The sequence below is a fragment of the Enterovibrio litoreus genome (genome assembly GCF_045679545.1).
Lineage (GTDB): Bacteria > Pseudomonadota > Gammaproteobacteria > Enterobacterales > Vibrionaceae > Enterovibrio.
Window position 1 is genome coordinate 166,834 of sequence record NZ_CP166195.1, and the last position, 19,268, is coordinate 186,101.

Below are 19,268 nucleotides of genomic sequence, written 5' to 3' on the forward strand. Positions count from 1 at the left end.
CGACAGTTCGCTGTTATTTTTTAATATCCCCCCCTTCCGCGCAACCACTCTCAAAAGCCAATAATCACAACACGTTACGGTCTATAAATGCACAGATCGCCCGTAAACCAATCACTCGTTCAAGAACCTGCATTTTTCCCTCGTCTTCTCCTTATTTTTGCAGTAAAACGTGCCGCCTTTTTATTGAGTAATCAATAAGAAAGGGTCCTCCATTTTTTTGCCCCAAGCGGCACATTGGAACAAGAATGCAAAATAAGAAACGACTTTCCCTACTTTTGATCGCTGCACTTGCCGGATGCAACAATGAATCCCCTATTCCTCTACCGGATGTTGAAACACCCGCTCCTGTTCTTCCCGAGGAAGGGACGGATGGCTCACCAGATATTGGTATGCCAGATCCAATCATTGCTGGCGAATTTTCACTTGATGGCAATGCGGTCTTTGGTGCATCGGTTACCTGCAACGGTCAAGCCGCAAATGCTTTTGAATTCTCTCAAAAAGACGCCGTTGTTTGTGAGTACAAAGGCACCGTACTAGCCTCTTTCAACGATATCTTTAGCGAACAATCGTCTAAAAAACGCGAGGCGATAACGCGTTATCGCCTTACACTCAACAATTCAAATGAATTCGCCAACGAGCCAGATAAATTGCGCAATGCGCAAGCACTGATCAACGCTGTTGCACCGACTCATGGCAATCAAATTGATTTCCCCTCGATGACAATCCAAGACGAGTTAGTATTCTCGTCGACGTACAACAATGATCTCTCTTTAGCGCCAGAAGAATTCGACAAGTTGCTAGAAGAAGAACCTGCAGAAGAGAACCTTGCCGATAAACTCCCAAGTGCTCATGTTCCCGACATCAAACCTGAGGTATCAACAGGTACATCAACCGATCTGAATGGGAGTTTTGTTTCTGCCAACGCCGAAGACGCCTACCAGTACAAACCGACCGAAACGATACTGTCTAAAGCTGTCATCACAGATTCAAACGGCAATCCCGTTCAAGGTTTGTCTTACTTCAGCCGGTCTTCTCGCGGAAAAACCAACGCATCGGGTGAGTTTGAATTTGTGTGGGGTGAAACCCTCTCATTCGGTATCGATACCTTTGAGCTAGGCGGGCTTCGCGCTAACCAAACAACCTTTACGCTGGCTGATTTAGGCGTTGAGCAACGTGGGCGCAATGCTGAAGCACTGGTTCATCGCTATGCAACCAAGCAGGGTGAAACACTCTCAATCAATGACACCGTTGAGCGCGTATTCGCGCAATACCCTAACGTGATCAACGAAGCGATTTCGCTGTCTCTTAATGACAAAGACACTGTGCTTGACGTCGGTGGTGGTCAAACCCAAACCGTAAAAGCAGAATTCGAAAATCAGTTTACTTCTGGCATCGCGAAACAGATTGATGACGCCATTTGCGGCGCTAGCTGTCATTCTTCGGCATTCCGTTTTGACGCTCAACCGAACATTCGCGTTGCTACCGACGAGTTGCAAAACATTCAAGAAGACATCAACAAGCTTTGGGGCATAAATGAAGCCGTCACCCAAGGTTGGAAGCCTGTCGATAAATTCCATGTTTTCGCCGATGCAACTTGGTTTTATGGCAGCGTAGGCACCGCGCGTGGACAAGCGGCGGTGAATATTTCGAACCGCGCATTCCCAGTCATGATGGCGCGTAACGACAATAACTATTGGATTGAATTCGGTCAGCCTAAAGCCTACGACGAGCGTGACTTAGCGTACATCACCGAATCCCCTACTGTGAAACCTGATTTAGCGGGTGCTAACACTGCCACCTATGGCCTGCCGTTTGTCAGTATTGGTGAATTAGGTAAAGGCAAAATCATGGTAATGGGTAACGCCCGTTACAACTCCATTTTGGTGTGTCCAGACGGGTACTCTTGGGGCGGTAATAGTCAATGTACCAATGGGAAAGATGGCGATGACATGAAGAATTTCTTCAACAATGTTATTCGCTACCTGACAAACCGGAACGCTGATGAGCAAATCACAGTCGGCACCAACATTCCGCATGTGTATTTCACGCGCGCAGGCATTACCCTTGGTCATCAAGCCGACTACGTAATTGCTGAAGATTTCAATGTGATCACAGAGCAAACCCAGTCGTTTGATGGCATTGACCCGTCGGATACACCGCTACTGATCATTAACGGATTCGACTACAACGGTCCAACGGGTGACTATTATCTTCCACCTCACACCGCCAATACCCACAGTCCTAAATTGAGCCAAGATGACACCATGGCACTCATGGAATACGTGTCTAAGGGCGGCAGCATTCTCGTCATGGAAACTTTACGTGCGACAAATGACGCTGGCGAGTTAGGTCGCTTGCTGGATGCGGCAGGCATTGCATTTGGCATGGGTGAATCTGTTGTGCCAAACGGCAACGGCCCGAATGATGGCTATGCTGATCGCGTGCGTTCAAACCGCGAATATGGCCTTTACATCATTGAACGTTACGCGGCTATTGATGGTGAAAACGGCGAGCAACCAAAACTGCCTTACAACATTGACGAAAATGGCAATGTGACTTGGGATTTCATCGAAAGCGATAAACCCGATGATAAGCCCAATCTGGAAACTGCTTATTATGCAGAGAAAGGCGAAGACGGAAAGGAAGTGACGCACAAAGCGTTTATTCGCGAAGAAGACCATTTCGTCCGTGATGACAACGGTCATATTGACGTATCCTATGGCGAGCCAGTCATTGATACTAAGTCACTGCGTAAAGCCATCAATGATTTATTGAGTAAATTCTCCGTCGAGGGTAAACGTACTTATCAAGAATGTACTGATTCGAATTACCACTATGAAATCAACTGTCTTGAGTATCGTCCTGGAAATAAGATCCCACTGACTGGCGGCATGTCTCGTCCAATCTATACCAAATTGGATTTGGGAGACAAAGAAGCGCGAGCCATGATCAAAGCAGCGGATCTTGGTACCAATATAGAACGCCTCTATCAACACGAACGCTACTTCCGTTCAGCAGGTAAACAAGGGGAGCGCTTGAGCAGCGTCGATTTGAATCGACTCTATACCAACATGTCTGTTTGGCTGTGGAACGATCTGGATTATCGCTTTGAAGCGAGTCTTGATGACGAACTGGGCTTCGAAAAATTCACCCAATTCCTAAACTGCTATTCACAAAACAAGGGCGCTCAGGGTACGCGTTGCCCAGAGGAGCTTGGCAACCAACTGGTTAACATGGCGATGATCTATGGCGCAGATGCTGGCGAATATTCAGGGCTAATGAACCCAAGCTACCCGCTCAACTACATGGAAAAGCCTCTTACGCGTTTAATGCTGGGTCGTTCATTCTGGGATTACGACATCAAAGTGGATATCCGCCAGTTCCCGGGTGAACCAGACGGGCACAATACGAGCAAAGACCTGACCTTCGATATGAGTGGAAATACTGTTGCTTACTACGCAGGCAACCGACAGGCCACTGGGCAATGGGCCGTTGCACATCAAAAAGTGACCGTCAGCGTATCTGGGAATACGTCTCCTGTTACTTTCACCATCGGTCTGCATGACGATTTGACTGGGCGCGAGAAACACGAGCTTGCGCTTAAACGTCCACCACGTATGCAACAAAGTTATTCGGTGACAAGTAGTGGTGAATTTACTGTGCCTTATGGCGGCTTGATCTACGTGCAAGGTGGCAACAGCAACGCAGTGAATATCTCCTTTGACGGCACAGTCGCCGCGCCATTGTTTGACGGCAGTAAGGGTGAGTGGGTGAATCCCCAGCACTCCCCTGCCCCAATCGGTGATGTGGTGTCCAACAGCTTCATTTACACCGCACCAAAAGCCAACTTGATCGCGGCAAACATTGATGGTGGCATCGCACAATTTGCTGCAGATCTCGATACGTTCGCAAAAGATCTCAATGACTTTTATGCAAGAAACGAAGGTATTAACGGACAACACAACCGTGCAGCAACCCACTCAGATATACCAAACAATCGCCATGCGTTTGTTAACGATGTTGCCATCAGTATTGGTGCCGCTCACTCGGGTTATCCGGTGATGAACAGCAGCTTTAATGCCAACAGCGAAAATATACCGACAACGCCTCTGAACGATTGGTTAATTTGGCATGAAGTCGGCCACAACGCCGCTGAAGCCCCACTGACAGTGGAAGGCGCGACGGAAGTCGCCAACAACGTACTGGGTTTGTACATGCAGCAGAAATATCTTGGCGTCATGTCCCGCGTCGAGCGTGATATTCGCATCGCGCCAGATTTTGTTGCCGCTGAACACGGACACGCATGGGGCGCTGGTGGCGCAGGTGAACGTTTGCTGATGTTTGCACAACTAAAAGAGTGGGCAGACACAGAGCTGGACATCACCCAATGGTACGAAGGCGAACTGCCAGATTTCTACAATCAAGAACTTGGCATGAATGGCTTTAACCTTTACAAATTAATGCATCGCCTCACACGTAACCAATCTGAAAATGGGATGCGTTTAGTCGGTGAGAACCAATGTTACCAATCAAAATTAGGTAAGAGTGACGCTTTGCTGCTGTGTGCATCTTACGCTGCACAAACAGACTTGACGGCGTTCTTTGACGCATGGAACCCAGGAGTGGTGGCTAACATTTTGCCGGGTCAAAGCCAGCCTCAGTATAGCGGTGGTATTGGCGATGCAGGACGAGCAGCGGTGAAAGCGCTGAATCTACCGCTTCCTACACGCAATCCAATTGCGATTGATTCAGTGACGGTGGGAGTGTCAGCTCTGTAATCATTGAAAACATTTAAAAGAAGGGAGCCATTTGGCTCCCTTCTTCGTATGACTCACAATGGGCTTGGCCTATTGCTTTGTAATAAGTCTATATTCCGTCAGTGTCAGAATCGCACTTTCAAGCACCTCTAACCCTTGGTTACTATAGCCATAGAAATTCGGCGTTACCGCGTTTCTCAAGCTCACCACCATCTCTGTAATATCATCACCTAACATCAAGCCATCCGATAGTTCCGACAACAGACGTTGCTTCTGTTCGTCTAACGGCTCAAGAAACTCGCTGTATCCAGCGACAGAGCTATAAAGATTACTGAACGTTCCCGTCGTATTCTCTTCAATGTAGTAGCTCACTGAACGCGAGAAATTGACGCGAATATCGCTCACACTTTCATTGGTTGAAAAGACAGTTTCTAACAAGCCATCCCCACCCGCATGTTCAATAGTGTTTGGCTTATAATCTGTTTTCGGGAAAACAAGAAATGCTGATATTGCACCGTCACGAGTTACCGCGGATAGTACGAAACGTCTGTCGTCATAATATTTAATGACGTCACCAGCCATCGTTTTTTTGATGTAAACCGGCGCACCAAATGTCTCTTCCAGAACATCTTCTGAAGCACGAATATAGATCCGCGCCAGATTATTGTGTGACGGGATATCAGTGAACTGCGACAGCGTAAGGTTATAAACCTTATCAATCGCGTCCATGGTGTCATTCAACCCACCAAGAGCAATCGCGATGATAGAGACAAACGCAATGGTTTTTGCCCATTTTTCTCGAACACGATCTTTCAGATTTCGTTGTTGTGCTGTTTCAAGCGCCAGAGCTTCTTTTTGCTCATTGACTTCAACCACCGACATGCCTTACCCCTTCAAATCTTCTAGTTTTTCAATCGCTGTTTCAATAACGTGCTCACTGATCGCCTCGATCTCGTCTTGACTCACATACTGCTTAATGTCGTCGGAAAATCGCACACCAATAAAAACGCCAAAGCCTATAAGGCCAAAGACAAAAAGCCTAAACATCTTGATTCTCCAGTGTTATTGGTACATCGAAATTCGACCTTTTACCTTTCGTAGGTAATTCTTGGTCTCATCGTAAGGAAGGTTTTCAAGCAGGTGGTCATACACTTCGTCCGGCGTCATGCTGTTAATCACCACAGCGGCTTTACGAATATTGGTAGACCTGTCTTTATTGAACGCTTTAGCGACGTTGCCTGCACCTGTGTTGTAAGCGGCAATCACACAGTAAAGACGCGCTTGATCATTGGTGATGAACTTAAGGTAGCGCTTGTCCAAAATATTGAGATAAGCCGTACCTGTTTCCACGTTAATAGGCGGAACGTATAGGTCTGTTGGTGACATTGGCGAATCGATCTTACGGAACAATTTGTTCACGTCATGACCTGCGCTGTTTGGTACAACTTGCATCAAACCAAAAGCAGGAACATGTGATTTCGCATCTGGGCGGAAAGAGGATTCGCTGTGCATAATCGCCATAACAAGCGCAGCATCAATTTCCCAACGCTCACTTTCTTTTTCTACAAGCGGCTGATAAGTAGAAGCACGTGTCTTTAACGCGTTTTCAGGTAGCTTCACTTTGTAGCTCACCACTTTTTTGGCGGTATTGTTACTTGGTTTAGAAGCTTGCACTGTAACGGTTTTAGCGGGTTCGACGTCGCTCACGACTGTGGTTGTTGGCTGCGTTGTTGGCAGCGGTTTCGGCTGTGATATTGGCGACTGCTCAGCTAACTCCGTTGCCGCTTGCTTTTTCGGTGTTTCTTCCACAGTGAGTGAAGGTTTACGGGTATCCATCGCTTCTGTTTTGGGTGCGCGCTCTTTTGGTGCTACTACGCCAGGCGGCTTCGCTTCAACGTTCGCGTTAGCATTAATTATCTTACTCGCATCCGTCATCACATTAGCTTTGGTTTCATCCGATTCAACGCTCACCACCTGCTCGACTTTCGCCGTAGATTCGACATCGGCTTTGTTGGCAATGACAGCGGTTTCCACAACCTTCTCGTCGTCGGCCTTTTTAGGTTGCATTTTTACTGGCTCAGGAATACCCAGTTCTTTGCGCTTCGCTTTGAACTGTTCGCTGATTGACGCTATACGAGGTGCCGCTGATTGAAGAAGTGCGATTTTCTTCTTATGCGCGCGCTCATAAATAAAGGACTCAGGAATCCCAGTATTTGATCGAATTAAACGTTCTGCTTGAACATCAAGTTCGCGCATTTGCACTTGAATTTGATCGATGATGAACTGCTTTTCAATGCTCTCTTGCTCAAACGAATAGTCAACATAAGCAATATCTTTACTCGCATTCTCAAGCGACACCGTTTGACCATCAACGTCCAATACCTTTAGCGATGTTAACGCCGCTGATGCGTCTTGGCCGGCATCAACCAACACTGAAATCGTGGCTGTGTTGTTGTCGTAATCAACCACTTTTTTTACTGTGTTACTGTCAGAATATTCAACCGATTTGGTTGAATCAGACACTTCGCCACTGCCCCATTGGTCAATCAGCAATTCACGCTCTTTGTCTAAATTCGACGTGTACTCATCTCGCCACGCTTCGTACTCAGACAAGTGGTTATCAAGCCATTGGTAAAATTCAGCAAATTTTTCTTGTTGAGGTTGATTCACTCGTTTTGCTTCACGATCTAGCTCAGCAAAAGAATCTGCTGTCGCCAATGCAGGGACAACATTCAATACGACAGCGATACACACTGCCAACGTTTTTATTTTATTCGTCGCCATTTCCGGTACCTAGCACCATAAAAAAGAGGTTATCTCGCGATAACCTCATAAGAAGGGTTCATTTATTACGTATTGCGCTTAAAGCTGTTTCAGAGACTCAAGAGTCTTCGCCAGATCGTCAGCCGCTTGCTCATTGTTGAATTGATTCCACAACGTTGCATCTTCGCCCGCAGCGTCAATCACACTGTTTCGGTTGGCTTTGTAGGCTTCTTTGTCCATACCGACAAGCACATACAATCCACCTGTTGGACTTACTTGGCTGACCAGCACACGGCTGTCTGTCAGTGAGCGAGAAACGACTGTTTTGGTCACATTTTCAAACGTTTCCATTACAGACTCATTCACGCCTTCAGCAGTATTTGTGGTAACAGATGCTTCTACTGCTTGTTTGAACATGTTATTCACGTCAACCTGAAACTGAGACGCCAAAGCAACACGCGCTTCATTCGCTGCCACTTTGCGCATCACGCTCATGCCCGCTGCGCTTTTCTTCGCATAACCTGTCGCAGCAATGCCAATGTCTGATGGCATCACATCACATACCCAACCTGGTGCTTCATCTTTCGGAGAATCAGGGAAAGTACATGCAGCAAAGTTTTGGCTTTGCTCAACGGTTGCGTTGTTAGAACAAGCCGAAAGAAGCAGTGCCAATGAGGCTGTTAAAAGGGTCTTTTTCATATTTAGTACACCGCGTTGTTAGCCCAGCATTGAATATCCCAAAAGGCGCATTCTTCAGGAACCAGTTTGGCGGTATCACCTTTGCGCAACTTCATCGACATTTCCTCGTCGATTGCGACCCATGAGAAAGTAGCTTTTACAGCATCACTTTCGTGTTCAACAACATAGCCTTCACCGACGGTGTACGACTCAACATGACCTTCGTCCGATTTGAATACTTGAGAGAAAGAGATGTCTGCACCAGGCTGAATACGCTTGTTGGTACCCATTTCTACTTTCACCATGGTGCCGTGCTCACACTGACGCATTTCCATCACTGGTGCCGAAGGCGCAAGCAGCTTTTGAAGCTCAAAGTTGTACTTCACTGATTTCGCAGCCGCTTCACTTGCCATTGACGTGTACTGCGCTTTAGAGATTGGACACTTAGAATTGGAGGTTTCAGAAGTAAACGTGTCGTAGCTTGCTAGCTCAATGCGCTGAACAAGGTTCATTTCTGGCAAAGACACCACTTTGGCAACGGCTTTCACTTCAGTGCGGAAATCACAGTGAGCCGGATAAACCGTGGTTTCTCCCTCGTCATCGGTTTCTGTACTGCGCTCAGTAAAACTGTATGAAAGATCGCTGGCTGTCACTTCGGTGATAATGGCTAGGTCGGCGATTGGCACACCTTTTTTATTGTAGCGACCACTTTGTTCCGCTAACTTGATCTCGCCTTTCAGTTTGTTTGCCAACTTGCGATCAACCAGCTTGCTGCCAGTCTTTTCAATGGTGGCTTCTAGATCGTTACGGTAAACAGTTTGAAGACGGCCTTTCGCCGAGTCTTCAAAAGCCATGTCAACAGGCAGAACGATCACTTTAATGTCTTGCGCTTTTTTACCAGGAACCGCCGCCGTTTCAAGCTCGACTTGTGTATTGGGCAAACAAACATTATTCACTGCACAGCCAGAAACTAAAGATGTAAGAGCCACTGCCACTAACGATTTTTTAAACACTTTTACTACTCCAGTGTAATATTATATTTTTTGTAATCCCAAAGACTGCCAAATACCTTTCTCTTCAATTTGCTCAGAGAAATGACGTTCAGCACCTTCATGGGAAAGTTTGAAGTTTGATACTGAATTGCCGGTCGAGATAACCTCGCTCGTGGACAATGTTTGTCCTTTGTTATTTTGCAGTGATAGCTCAGTCACTTTGGTGGTGATAAAAGCATCACCCACTTTATTTTTTCGATAATCTGAATTCATGGATAAAACATGGGAAACAGTACGGGTCATTGTTGTGGTGGTATTAATACCGACCGCGCCGAATTTTTCCGCTAAAAAGGCAGCACTTTTTCTGTCATTGGCATCAGGCTTTATATAAACGACAATGCCAGACTTCACTTGGTCTACCTTTGCAACCAATTTAGGTAAATAAGTAATGTCGCCTGCGTCTTTCTCGTTCATCGTTGAAAGAATACCGATGCGCACATAGAGATCTGACAGTTCGTCTTCTAAATCGTTATTCTCTAGCCACCACGTCAGCGTATCTTGGTGTGACAGATTTTTAAGTTGCGCTTTAGCGTTACTCTCAATTTGGTTCAGCTCGCTTTCTATCTGGCTTTTGACATTGTCACGCTTCACACGAGCCTGCACGTAATAAGCAATATCATTATGCTCACTGCGTAGGTATTCAGTACCAATCAAGGTCAACTGGGCAGATTTCGCGGTAACCGTGTTTTTTACATTCTCGAAACTCAGTGAACTGCTATTAAGCTGTCGAAATTGCTCGTCTTTGGTGAAAGAAGAATCAACTTGGGTCCACAACTGTTCATTAATTTGGCTTAACGCAGATTTCTTAGCGAGATTAAGGCTACGGCCTTCCCCAACCGAATAGATGTAACTTGGATCATTAACCGTCTCGACAACATACCAATCCGGAGGCGTCGTTGACTGACACCCTGCAATAATCAAAGGCAATAATGCTGCATAGATTCTTTTAATCATTTTAGGTGCTGCCTAATCAGAGTGATTTCTTAAAAATGCACATGAAATAAGAGGAATAGTTAAACAATCACCCAATGAAAAAAATCGGACAATCAAATACACACTCTCTCATTTAAAGAATATTTTCGGCCAACCATAAATGGAACAAGTCAAGCCCATATAATAATCGGCGGCATTATCTGGATAAACATCTAGTTTTTCAATATTAAATGTGAAGTTATTGCAAAAAAAATGACTTTATCCTGACATAAAAACCATTAAATAATCGAACAGTTTTAGTTGGAGAGCATTTTGAGGGGGTTGGGTATATTAATTGGTGAAATAATTTCGCTGAGTTATAAGTCATACATAGAGATGATTTTTCTCAATAAATACATTGAATCGAAACGATGCCACCTTGAGAGCATTAATGGGAATGTAATAACGTATAATATAAAAAATGCGCCAACCAAATTGACGCATTTTAAAACTTACTTTTAAGCCCTCGCTTAACCGAAGAAACCGTTGATATGCCCTACTTCGATGCTAACGCCTTCTGCTTAGACAATAGCCGCTGAAGAATCAATTTCTTCATAACAACAGATTTCAAATTTTCATCTAATGCTTCAAGCTCTGACTCGGCTTTCAAAAATTCACCCTCCTGAATCAACCTCTCCGTATAGGTAATACGAGCTATGAGAGGCGACAGACTTATCGCATAATTTTCTAATCCAACGGCCAATGCTTGCACCTGATCCGTTTTGCCTGTTCTCGCAAAAAGACTGACATTAGCGGCACGCGTCCTTGCCGTCGCAAAGCGATCATTAAGCTCATCAAAGTGCGCTAAAACTCCTGATTGCCAGCGCTGCATAGATTCCGTCATTTGCTGCGCTTCTGGAGAATCCGGAAATAGATACTGAAAGCTTTCAGCAAGGGCCAAGCTTGAACGAAACGTATCAGCCAAGTCCGTATCAGCAAGATCCGATAACTTGTTTCGATAACTGCTAAACAGTTGACTTTGATAATGCTTCAGCCCCTGCGCGCCAAACTCATCTCGAATCTGCTTCGCCTCTTCCAATGAAATCACCTTGGGCTCAGCGAGCGCTATGGTGAGTTCCGATGTTGGAGATGGTCGACTGCCTTGCACATGTTGCAAGCCAAAAAGTGCAGCTGCGCCCAGGACAGCGCCCAAAACAAAGACTAATGCACGGGCATTTTGCTTTTTCACCTTTACTTCAACGGGGGCGGGAGACATTGCAGCACTCGGGCGGCCGCTGTTTTCAAGTCTGTCTATGTGCTCGAAAATCGTGTATCCCAACACATCGAGATCCGCGACTTTCTCACTGCCTCGCTGTGAGAGATTTCGATCGATAGCTTCTAGCGCACGCTCACAACGATACAAATCGCGTAATTGACTAAGCTGTGGCTGCATCGCACGAAGATCTTCACCGAGACGACCCAGCATCCAGCGATAAAGCTCGACACGCTTGGCTTGTGGCATGGTGCGATCTACTCGCACATCTCGAAGCACTGCCACTTGAAGCTCTAGGCCATTAGCGAAGCCAGATAAACCCTGCGTTTTCAGTGAAGCTACGGTGTAGTAAATCGCCACCAGCAAATCAGCACCGTCGGTTGTCGCTACTTTTTCGCACAGCGTACGCACTTTTTCCCAATCCACCGCGCCCGCCAATGGGTTGAATCGGCGGTTGATCTCGTTGCGGATTTTTTGATAGTCGGCAGACTCTTTGAGTAAAGAATCATCTGCCGCTAACTTTATTCCATCGATGTCAGTTAACATCCATTGCGCCATGGTTATACATCCTTCGTCATGACGTTAGTAAAGAGTACGCGAGAGCTTAAAGCCTCTAAATATGGATGCTGTAAACGGATTGCTGTCTGCCTCTGAATGCAGTCTGTACATCACGTTACCGCTGTCGATATTGAATCGATAGTCGACGCTGGTTGCGGTTGAACCTACCACTTCTGCTGCTTCTAGTAACCGGAAGAACGCCCATGGGCCGCGAATACTGATGCTTCTTGGTGACGTGTTAGCCGCAACAGGCACCAAGGTGATTTTGCTCACCGCTGCTTCACGCAAGGTATTCGGCCAAATCAGACCCACGTTTTTACGTGGACCGTGGCTGTATTCCACATACTGACCATCGATATTAATCACAGAACGACGTTTGTTAGCACTTAGCTCTACCGGCTCAAGGGTGAATTCAACATCCAACACGCCTTTGCGGTTAAAGAAGGCCTGCTGAATTTGACGCGCTGATTCAAGTTGGCTGAGTACATCGTTACGAATCAGCGTTTTCTCACCTTCTGCGGTATCAAAATTACCCGCATCTTCTAAGAACATTTTCAGGTTATTCTCGTAGAAGTTAGTCAGGATTCCGTTCGGTGCAAAGAAGGCTTCAAAATCTTCCAATGCAACATCTTTGCTCGATGCAGGGTTAAATGGATAACGTGACGCAAGCTTGGTACGGAATTCATTGTAAACGTCAGTCGCCCAGCGCACTTCAAGGTAACGAATGGCTTCTTGACGAATCACATACCAACTCTCATCGGCCAGCTTTTTCAGCATGGTGTCATAAGGTTGTGGCATGCCTGTCGAGATGCGCTCCAACACGTAGATTGGATCAGAGCTATTCAATGTCAAACGCGCTTTTGTGGCTTCCAACGCCGCTTTACCGACGTCTGGTGAATCGTTGATCGACTTCATATAAGCGGTAAGCTGTGAGACAGCATCTACCACTTCATCAAGGTAAATCGGCTTGCCCGGCTCTGTGGTTGCTAAACCGTTCAGCTCAGAAAACTGATTATCAACCAGCGCAGCAACACGATAACGGGGAGATTTCACTAACTCGTCACGTGCGGCATCATTTTCTGGCAGCTGAGGGAACAGGTCCGTGTTATCTGTGATTTCCTCTAGCAAACGATGTAAGGGCTGGTTGTTCCCCGTGATGCTTTCGAGCACCAATACCGCATTGTGAATATCAGGGAAGTATTTGATGTCAATGTCGTTCATCGCACGACGCCAACTGTCAGAGTAGTCTGCGATGTACTGGCTACGGATTTTCTCGCGAAGCACACGCTTGTCTTCATCGGAAAAATCAATCGATTCGGTCTGACCCAATACCCAGCTGTCAACCAATGCCAATTCAGACACAGAGTCTGACTCTGGGATAAAGTAACTGGTGAAGCCTTTTTTGGTCAGCAGGCGCGGGATTTCAAGATCGCGGCTTTCTTCAGTACGCTGTGTAAACACCACATCAAACACAGGGCCAATCGCGGTAGCTAGGTTTACAGGCGCACCAAGCACAGAGCCAGAGGCTTGTTTTAGGTTCCGATAAACGCGTTGCTCAATTGGCATGCGACTCAGTTGCCTTTGGGTGTTGGCAATCAAGCCATCATATGGGGCAAGAATCGCTTCGGCATCATCTTGTCCCGCATTACGGTCACCCACAAGATCGGTATGCTGCATCGCGTAGTCAAGGTGTTGCATTAGTCGCTCTTGGGTTTGACGATCGCCTGGGTACTGCTCCTGCCATTCTGCGGCAAAGTAGCTCTGCACCATGTTTTTATATCGGCCATCGTCGTCTGTCATCATGCGGAATACGCGCAATGCCGTTAGCATTTGTTCATCGTCTTCTGCGCCAGCAATTTCTGCGGCTGCCGTTTTCAACAAAGCAGGTAAATAGCGGTTCTCAAGCAAGCTCAGATAAGTACGTTCAACTTCCGGGCCAATCACATGACCTTGGTACAAGCCTAAATCCGAGAAATACTGTTGCTTGTCACGGAAAAAACCAAACTCCAGTGTCGCTTGTCGAATCGTATCTAGCGGCGCGAGAATATCCACACCGTTATCAATGACCACATCAGAGGCATAGTTGTTTTCGTATTCGTTCACCTTGGCGAGAACGGCATCCGCCTGATCAACGTTTTTCAAATAGTATTGATGCCATGAACCGATAAGTAGGACTGAGGCAATGGAGCAAGCAACAACCGATAGCATCATGACGCGACGCTTGGTTTTCGCCACTCGGAAGTTATCTGATGCCAATCCAGCCTCGGGGTAAATCACCTTACTGAACAGGCGCTGCGTAAAATAGGTGGTTGAATTATTAGCATTTTGCGCGCTATTTACAGCATGGGAGAGCCCATATCGACGTGAAGCTGAATCAATAAAGGCATTTGTTGGCACGCCCTGCTGATACACAGAGGTGAAATATACGCCACGCACCAAAGCGGAGGTTGAGAACTGATCACTGCCGAACGCATCTTGCAAAAATTGCTTCAAGACATCGTGCAGCCCTGCCATTTGGCGACTGAAGCTATACATAGCAGTGCGATCTTCACCATCATAAGTTTGCATCAAAATGCTTGGCAGCATGCCGTTCACGCGCTCGACAAAGGCACCAAAGTCTTTGTCGAATTCATTCAGCCAGCTGTCCAGATCGTCAACCGAATCGAGTGTAAAGGTGAAGCCCAACACTTCTTCGCGTTCCGCCTTGCTGCAATGACGGAAAAACGGTTCAAATCCGTGTAATAAATCCAGCTTGGTCAAAGAAACATAAACAGGCAACCGCGTCGACAAGGTTTCCATCAACTCGCGCAAACGTGTTCTCAGCAGGTTGGCATAAGCGCGACGCTCACTGGTGGTCGACGTTGCCAAATTGGCGACATCCAGCGCAATCACCACACCGTTCAATGGGCGACGACTGCGAGTTTTCTCAAGCCACTTGATAAAGTGCAACCACAATCGACGTTCAAGCTCACCTTCACCATCGTTGGTGGTCGCGCGTTGCGTTAAAAGCTCGCCATCGGGATCGATGAGGACAGAGTCATCGCCAATCCACCAATCGAAAGAAAAAGGATTTTCACTTTTTTTGCCGGAAGCGCGCATAACCGACGAGAACACAAAGTTCTGTCCAGAGCGATTAATCAAGCTGGTCTTGCCCGCGTTCTCTGGGCCAAGCACCAAATACCAAGGTAGCGCATAAAGGTAATTACGCTTGTTCAGGCTTTTTTGCAGCGACGCCATGACTTGGTTGAGTTCTGATTCCTGACGTTCTTCAAAGCGCTTAATTGGATCATCTTGAAGCTGACGTTCGCGATCTTGGTCTGCGTGGTAGCCTTTCAGTTTGCGCCACTGCAAGAACCCCCAAAACGCAAGCCATGCCAGAGAGAAGATAACGCTGGTGATCGCGCGTGCAGTGATCGAGGCGAGCGGTTGAGAGTCGTTGATTGTTAGCCAAGGGCCTGCCCACCAAATGGCAACGTTGAGCAACACAAAAATAGCCACCAATAATATTGGTAGTCCTGCCTTCATGGCGGGCAGCATTTTCTGTAGAAGCGATTTTAACTTGCTGAACATAATGTTTCGATCCCTGCTTTTATTGTGCTTTCGCTATGTTTTCGAGCCGCTGAATCAATGACGGCTCCCAGTCAACCAACGACGTTCTGGTCGTCTGTTCTAACAAAATCTGATACTGCTGTTCTGCCATGGCAGACAGTTGATGACGACGCATGACATCTGCAGATAACATGCGCCAGTAAAATTGATCTCTGGGTTCTTTCGATTCGGCTAAGCCATCGTTGAGCATGGCGAGCGCGACGGATAAGCCGCCTTCATCTGCTAAGGTAAAGGCTTCTTTGCGTTTCGCATCCCAGTCAGACGTGCCAGCAGCGCCCGTGCTTGAGGTTTCCCCTTCATCGAGCCAACGGCGCGTTTCATCGTTCACAAACGGTGCGCCCCCTTTGAACCTAAGCTCAGTCACGAGCGGAAGACGTTTAATGAAAGCGCGGGTTTCGTTGGCAATGGTGTCTGCCCATTCGGTATTGCCAAGTTTCAACGCAATGCGGTAACTCAGAAAATGGCCGTCAATCCAATACGGTGCCACGGTTAGGCTTTGTTCTACCTTTCGCCACAAGGCATGGTCTGCACCACGGTTAAGTTGTTCTTCGTATTCGGAGATACGATCAAGCGAAGGAGGCATTAGCTGTGTCTCGCCGTTTGCTTCGGCTTCTGGGGCCGAAGTAATCGAAAACCATACCGAAAAACGGCGTAGCCGCAACGAAAGCGCAATACCACCACCATCCAACTCGGAGACAAATTCAGACACTTTGAGCAAGGTTTGTTTCACGGCGCGATCGGAACTGCCGTCAATTTCTAACTTGCCAGCGTTTGCCGCCGTTGATGGTGAAGCCGTTGAAAGCGCTTCGTTTTCAGTGGCTTTCGTTGTAGCTTGCACCAAACGCTCATTGTTGGTGAGTTTTCGCTTCACCATCGCGCCAATGTCTTTTACACCTTCGGTCGGTAAATCATGCTCGACTGCTGCCGCCTCAAGTTCGTTAAGCGCTTTGTCGAGTTGCACCTTTTGATCTTCATCGAACATCGAGGCATCAATTTTGTCTGCCGCTTTTTCTGTTCGCTGTATGATCTGCGAGTAGAACTTGCGACGAGGCAGTACGCCGCGAGGTCCAGGAGCCGGATGACAAGTTTCCCAATACGCGTTAATGAAATCTGCCAATACAAAAATCGACAGGGTAAAACGCTCCGGTGACGCTTGATGTTGAAGACACTGCAACAGATGCGTAAGAAGCTTCAGATCCTTGGTAGTGCCTTCCATCAATTTGAACGCACTTTGTTCGGCCTCGGCCCATTGCACTTCCGTGTGGGATAGAGAACCGACTTTCATCATCTGTCCTTCGACAAAGTCCAGTAACGCATCTTCAAGAAGTCGCTCTCCCACAGGGTTTGCCCCTTCAATGGGCTTGCTGACTCGCTGTCGGTAAGTTTGCATATCCATAAGCACTCCTACCAACGACACGTCTGGCGCATTGGGCCAATCGTTTGTTCGAGTTCGGCGGTGTCAAATGTTAGATTACCAATCTCATCCAAATCAGAGCGCACCACGGCACGAGGGCCTGACATCAATGCCTTCATCACATCAATCGCGGGTAAGCCTCGGCCTGCACGCATAATGCTTCCTGTATCGTCACTCAACCAACGTTGCGTCACACCGTAATTCGCGGATGTGGTCACTTCCGCTTTTCCTGCGGAAGTCACTGTCTGCAAGACGAGTTCCACTCGGCTGATGTTATCAATGCAGCTAAACATCAAAATTGGCATATCTGCGATTTTTTGACCTCGGTCAGGCAAGGCGGTCGCTGTCATCCACATGCCCGCTTTGGGTTCTTGATCGTTGATATAACGGAGAACAAACCCACTGCGATTGTCTTCATCACGCTGACTTTCGCTGGCGGTTGCCCGCAACCACGCTTCGGGCTTCATCACCTTGAACGTGGTTTCTGGCATTTTCATCAACGGGGTGTCGAACACTTGGTCAAAGCATGCGAGCCTTTCCAACCTGCCAGAAATGCCAACACACGTTTTCGCTTCTTCAAGCACACCCTCTACTTGTGATTGGCCGACATTATCGCCGTCAGCGTACGCTGCAATCGGTGCAAATAAACCGGTAAGTAGTAGGCAACCTAAGGCCATAGAACTGGCGCGATGCATAATTAACTGATCTCCATTTTCAAGCACTTATGCGCCAAGGTACGTTTAGGAACACCTAGGCTTTCCGCCGCTTTGGTTCTATCACCATCAAATGTGGTGAGACGCGAGCGGATAACACTGATTTCAAAGTGCTGAACTGCAGCCTTGAGATCATCAATATTGGTGAGGTCAACACCTATGAAGTCATCCGTTTCCACTTCATCGTTACTGGCTGCTGGCATCTGACTGCGCTGCTGAATCACTCGTCCGCTAAGACTATCGGCGGTGATTTCCTCCCCATTGGCCGTCATTGCGCAGGCATACTCCACCAAGTTACGCAGCTCTCGCACATTCCCTGGAAAGTCATGGCGATTGAGTAAATCAAGGGCGGCATAACGCATTCCTGCGATATCCACGCCAGCCATCTCGTTGTAAGCATGAATAAAGTGACGACATAACTCGGGAATATCATCCAGTCGATCAACCAACGCAGGCACATAGATAGGGAACTGGTTTAGGCGATAGAAAAGGTCTCGACGAAACTCGTCAGTTTCCGTTTTTTGTTGCATCTCAACATGGGTGGCAGCAACAAGGCGAAAATCGACTTTTATCTCTTTAGAAGCACCAACAGGACGATAGCTGCGTGATTCCAAAACCCGTAGCAATTTGGCTTGTAACGTCAACGGCATATCGCCGATTTCATCAAGAAACAGCGTGCCTCCGTCCGCATCAGCAATCAGGCCCGTTTTGTTGCGATCAGCGCCCGAAAACGCACCTTTTTGATGACCAAACAATTCGCTTTCCAACAAGTTTTCTGGAATAGCAGCACAGTTGATAGCCACGAAAGATTTGCCTTTGCGATCAGATAATTCGTGCACGGCGCGAGCGACCAGCTCTTTACCTGTACCCGTTTCGCCACAAATAAGTACGTTCAGTGATGATTGTGCTGCCGTCACTACCTTGTTGCGCATTTCTTCCATTGGCGTGCTTTCGCCAATCATCACGCGTTTCAGCTCAAAGGCTTTCTCGCGCTGTTTTTCATCACGGCGGATGGCGGCAATTGATGAGCTCAGTGCCGAGATTTGACGATGTTCATCACCAAGATCCGTGATGACCTGGCACTGGTTGATGAATATTTCACAAATCTGCACCCATTGAAGATCAGCCAATAAGCTACTTAAAACTGTCGCTGGGCCTGTCATGACCAACAGCGCGTTAATACGTTTAACGCCTGGTGGTAACGGCATCACCAGCACACTTTCGCCTCGACCTCTCAGCGACATCAGATCAACAAATGCACGGTTTTCCAGCCAATAATTCAGCTTTGATGGATCAAGCAGCATCGCAGATGCAGATTGAAATACGTGGGCGAAGGGATGCGTAAAATCATCCACTTCCCACTGATAGCGGCTTTCGTTTTCTTGCACACAGAGCTTTCTTCCCTGTTCACAAGGAAACATGACCCATACATGTGAAACACCCAGCGCGGCTTCCACCTGTTGCGAGAAAGTGGCCGTAAGCCGACCTTTTTCACGCATCGTGGAAATAGAAGCTGCGATGGAAAGCCAATCAACCATC

At 47.3% G+C, this 19,268-nt stretch carries 12 protein-coding genes; 1 reads left to right on the forward strand and 11 read right to left on the reverse strand.

Annotated features, from left to right (window positions below; all coding sequences use genetic code 11):
* The first annotated feature begins 245 nt into the window (after positions 1–245).
* Entirely contained in the window at positions 246–4,778 is a 4,533-nt protein-coding gene (locus AB8599_RS16485; RefSeq protein ID WP_407333994.1) for an SslE/AcfD family lipoprotein zinc metalloprotease, read from the forward strand.
* Between the two features lie 69 nt (positions 4,779–4,847).
* Here the strand turns inward: AB8599_RS16485 and AB8599_RS16490 are convergent, their stop codons facing one another.
* The 11 genes from AB8599_RS16490 to AB8599_RS16540 form a co-directional block, all read right to left on the reverse strand.
* On the reverse strand, positions 4,848–5,639 hold the full coding sequence (locus tag AB8599_RS16490) for an ETEC_3214 domain-containing protein (RefSeq protein WP_407333995.1): 792 nt from the start codon (positions 5,637–5,639) through the stop codon (positions 4,848–4,850).
* Between the two features lie 3 nt (positions 5,640–5,642).
* On the reverse strand, positions 5,643–5,804 hold the full coding sequence (locus AB8599_RS16495; RefSeq protein WP_274164248.1) for a hypothetical protein: 162 nt from the start codon (positions 5,802–5,804) through the stop codon (positions 5,643–5,645).
* A gap of 15 nt (positions 5,805–5,819) precedes the next feature.
* Positions 5,820–7,541, reverse strand: coding sequence for a transglycosylase SLT domain-containing protein (locus AB8599_RS16500; RefSeq protein WP_407333996.1), 1,722 nt, complete (start codon positions 7,539–7,541; stop codon positions 5,820–5,822).
* A gap of 78 nt (positions 7,542–7,619) precedes the next feature.
* Entirely contained in the window at positions 7,620–8,219 is a 600-nt protein-coding gene (locus AB8599_RS16505) for an LPP20 family lipoprotein (protein WP_407333997.1), read from the reverse strand.
* 2 nt (positions 8,220–8,221) lie between these two features.
* Positions 8,222–9,211 carry a hypothetical protein gene (locus tag AB8599_RS16510; protein ID WP_407333998.1) on the reverse strand — a complete coding sequence of 330 codons (990 nt, stop codon included), beginning with the start codon at positions 9,209–9,211 and terminating at the stop codon, positions 8,222–8,224.
* Between the two features lie 21 nt (positions 9,212–9,232).
* Complete coding sequence (locus AB8599_RS16515; RefSeq protein ID WP_407333999.1) at positions 9,233–10,204, reverse strand: LPP20 family lipoprotein; 972 nt, start codon at positions 10,202–10,204, stop codon at positions 9,233–9,235.
* Between the two features lie 514 nt (positions 10,205–10,718).
* Positions 10,719–11,993, reverse strand: a complete 1,275-nt coding sequence (locus AB8599_RS16520; protein ID WP_407334000.1) for a type VI secretion system ImpA family N-terminal domain-containing protein — start codon at positions 11,991–11,993, stop codon at positions 10,719–10,721.
* A 24-nt stretch (positions 11,994–12,017) separates the two neighbouring features.
* Positions 12,018–15,563, reverse strand: coding sequence for a type VI secretion system membrane subunit TssM (gene tssM / locus AB8599_RS16525; RefSeq protein WP_407334001.1), 3,546 nt, complete (start codon positions 15,561–15,563; stop codon positions 12,018–12,020).
* Between the two features lie 19 nt (positions 15,564–15,582).
* The gene (gene tssA, locus AB8599_RS16530; protein WP_407334002.1) at positions 15,583–16,998 is read right to left on the reverse strand and encodes a type VI secretion system protein TssA; all 1,416 of its coding nucleotides are present in this window, start codon (positions 16,996–16,998) and stop codon (positions 15,583–15,585) included.
* Positions 16,999–17,006: 8 nt separating this feature from the next.
* Positions 17,007–17,711, reverse strand: a complete 705-nt coding sequence (gene vasI / locus AB8599_RS16535; RefSeq protein ID WP_407334003.1) for a type VI secretion system-associated protein VasI — start codon at positions 17,709–17,711, stop codon at positions 17,007–17,009.
* 2 nt (positions 17,712–17,713) lie between these two features.
* Positions 17,714–19,267: a sigma-54 interaction domain-containing protein gene (locus AB8599_RS16540; protein WP_407334004.1), complete on the reverse strand. Its 1,554-nt coding sequence runs from the start codon at positions 19,265–19,267 to the stop codon at positions 17,714–17,716.
* Between the last annotated feature and the right edge of the window lies 1 nt (position 19,268).

Excerpts from the sequence above, each read along its gene's own strand:
- AB8599_RS16495 (WP_274164248.1), bottom strand. The coding sequence starts at position 5,804 with ATGTTTAGGCTTTTTGTCTTTGGCCTTATAGGCTTTGGCGTTTTTATT.
- AB8599_RS16485 (WP_407333994.1), top strand. The coding sequence starts at position 246 with ATGCAAAATAAGAAACGACTTTCCCTACTTTTGATCGCTGCACTTGCC.
- AB8599_RS16540 (WP_407334004.1), bottom strand. The coding sequence starts at position 19,267 with ATGGTTGATTGGCTTTCCATCGCAGCTTCTATTTCCACGATGCGTGAA.
- AB8599_RS16505 (WP_407333997.1), bottom strand. The coding sequence starts at position 8,219 with ATGAAAAAGACCCTTTTAACAGCCTCATTGGCACTGCTTCTTTCGGCT.
- AB8599_RS16520 (WP_407334000.1), bottom strand. The coding sequence starts at position 11,993 with ATGGCGCAATGGATGTTAACTGACATCGATGGAATAAAGTTAGCGGCA.
- tssA (WP_407334002.1), bottom strand. The coding sequence starts at position 16,998 with ATGGATATGCAAACTTACCGACAGCGAGTCAGCAAGCCCATTGAAGGG.
- AB8599_RS16500 (WP_407333996.1), bottom strand. The coding sequence starts at position 7,541 with ATGGCGACGAATAAAATAAAAACGTTGGCAGTGTGTATCGCTGTCGTA.
- vasI (WP_407334003.1), bottom strand. The coding sequence starts at position 17,711 with ATGCATCGCGCCAGTTCTATGGCCTTAGGTTGCCTACTACTTACCGGT.
- tssM (WP_407334001.1), bottom strand. The coding sequence starts at position 15,563 with ATGTTCAGCAAGTTAAAATCGCTTCTACAGAAAATGCTGCCCGCCATG.
- AB8599_RS16490 (WP_407333995.1), bottom strand. The coding sequence starts at position 5,639 with ATGTCGGTGGTTGAAGTCAATGAGCAAAAAGAAGCTCTGGCGCTTGAA.
- AB8599_RS16515 (WP_407333999.1), bottom strand. The coding sequence starts at position 10,204 with ATGATTAAAAGAATCTATGCAGCATTATTGCCTTTGATTATTGCAGGG.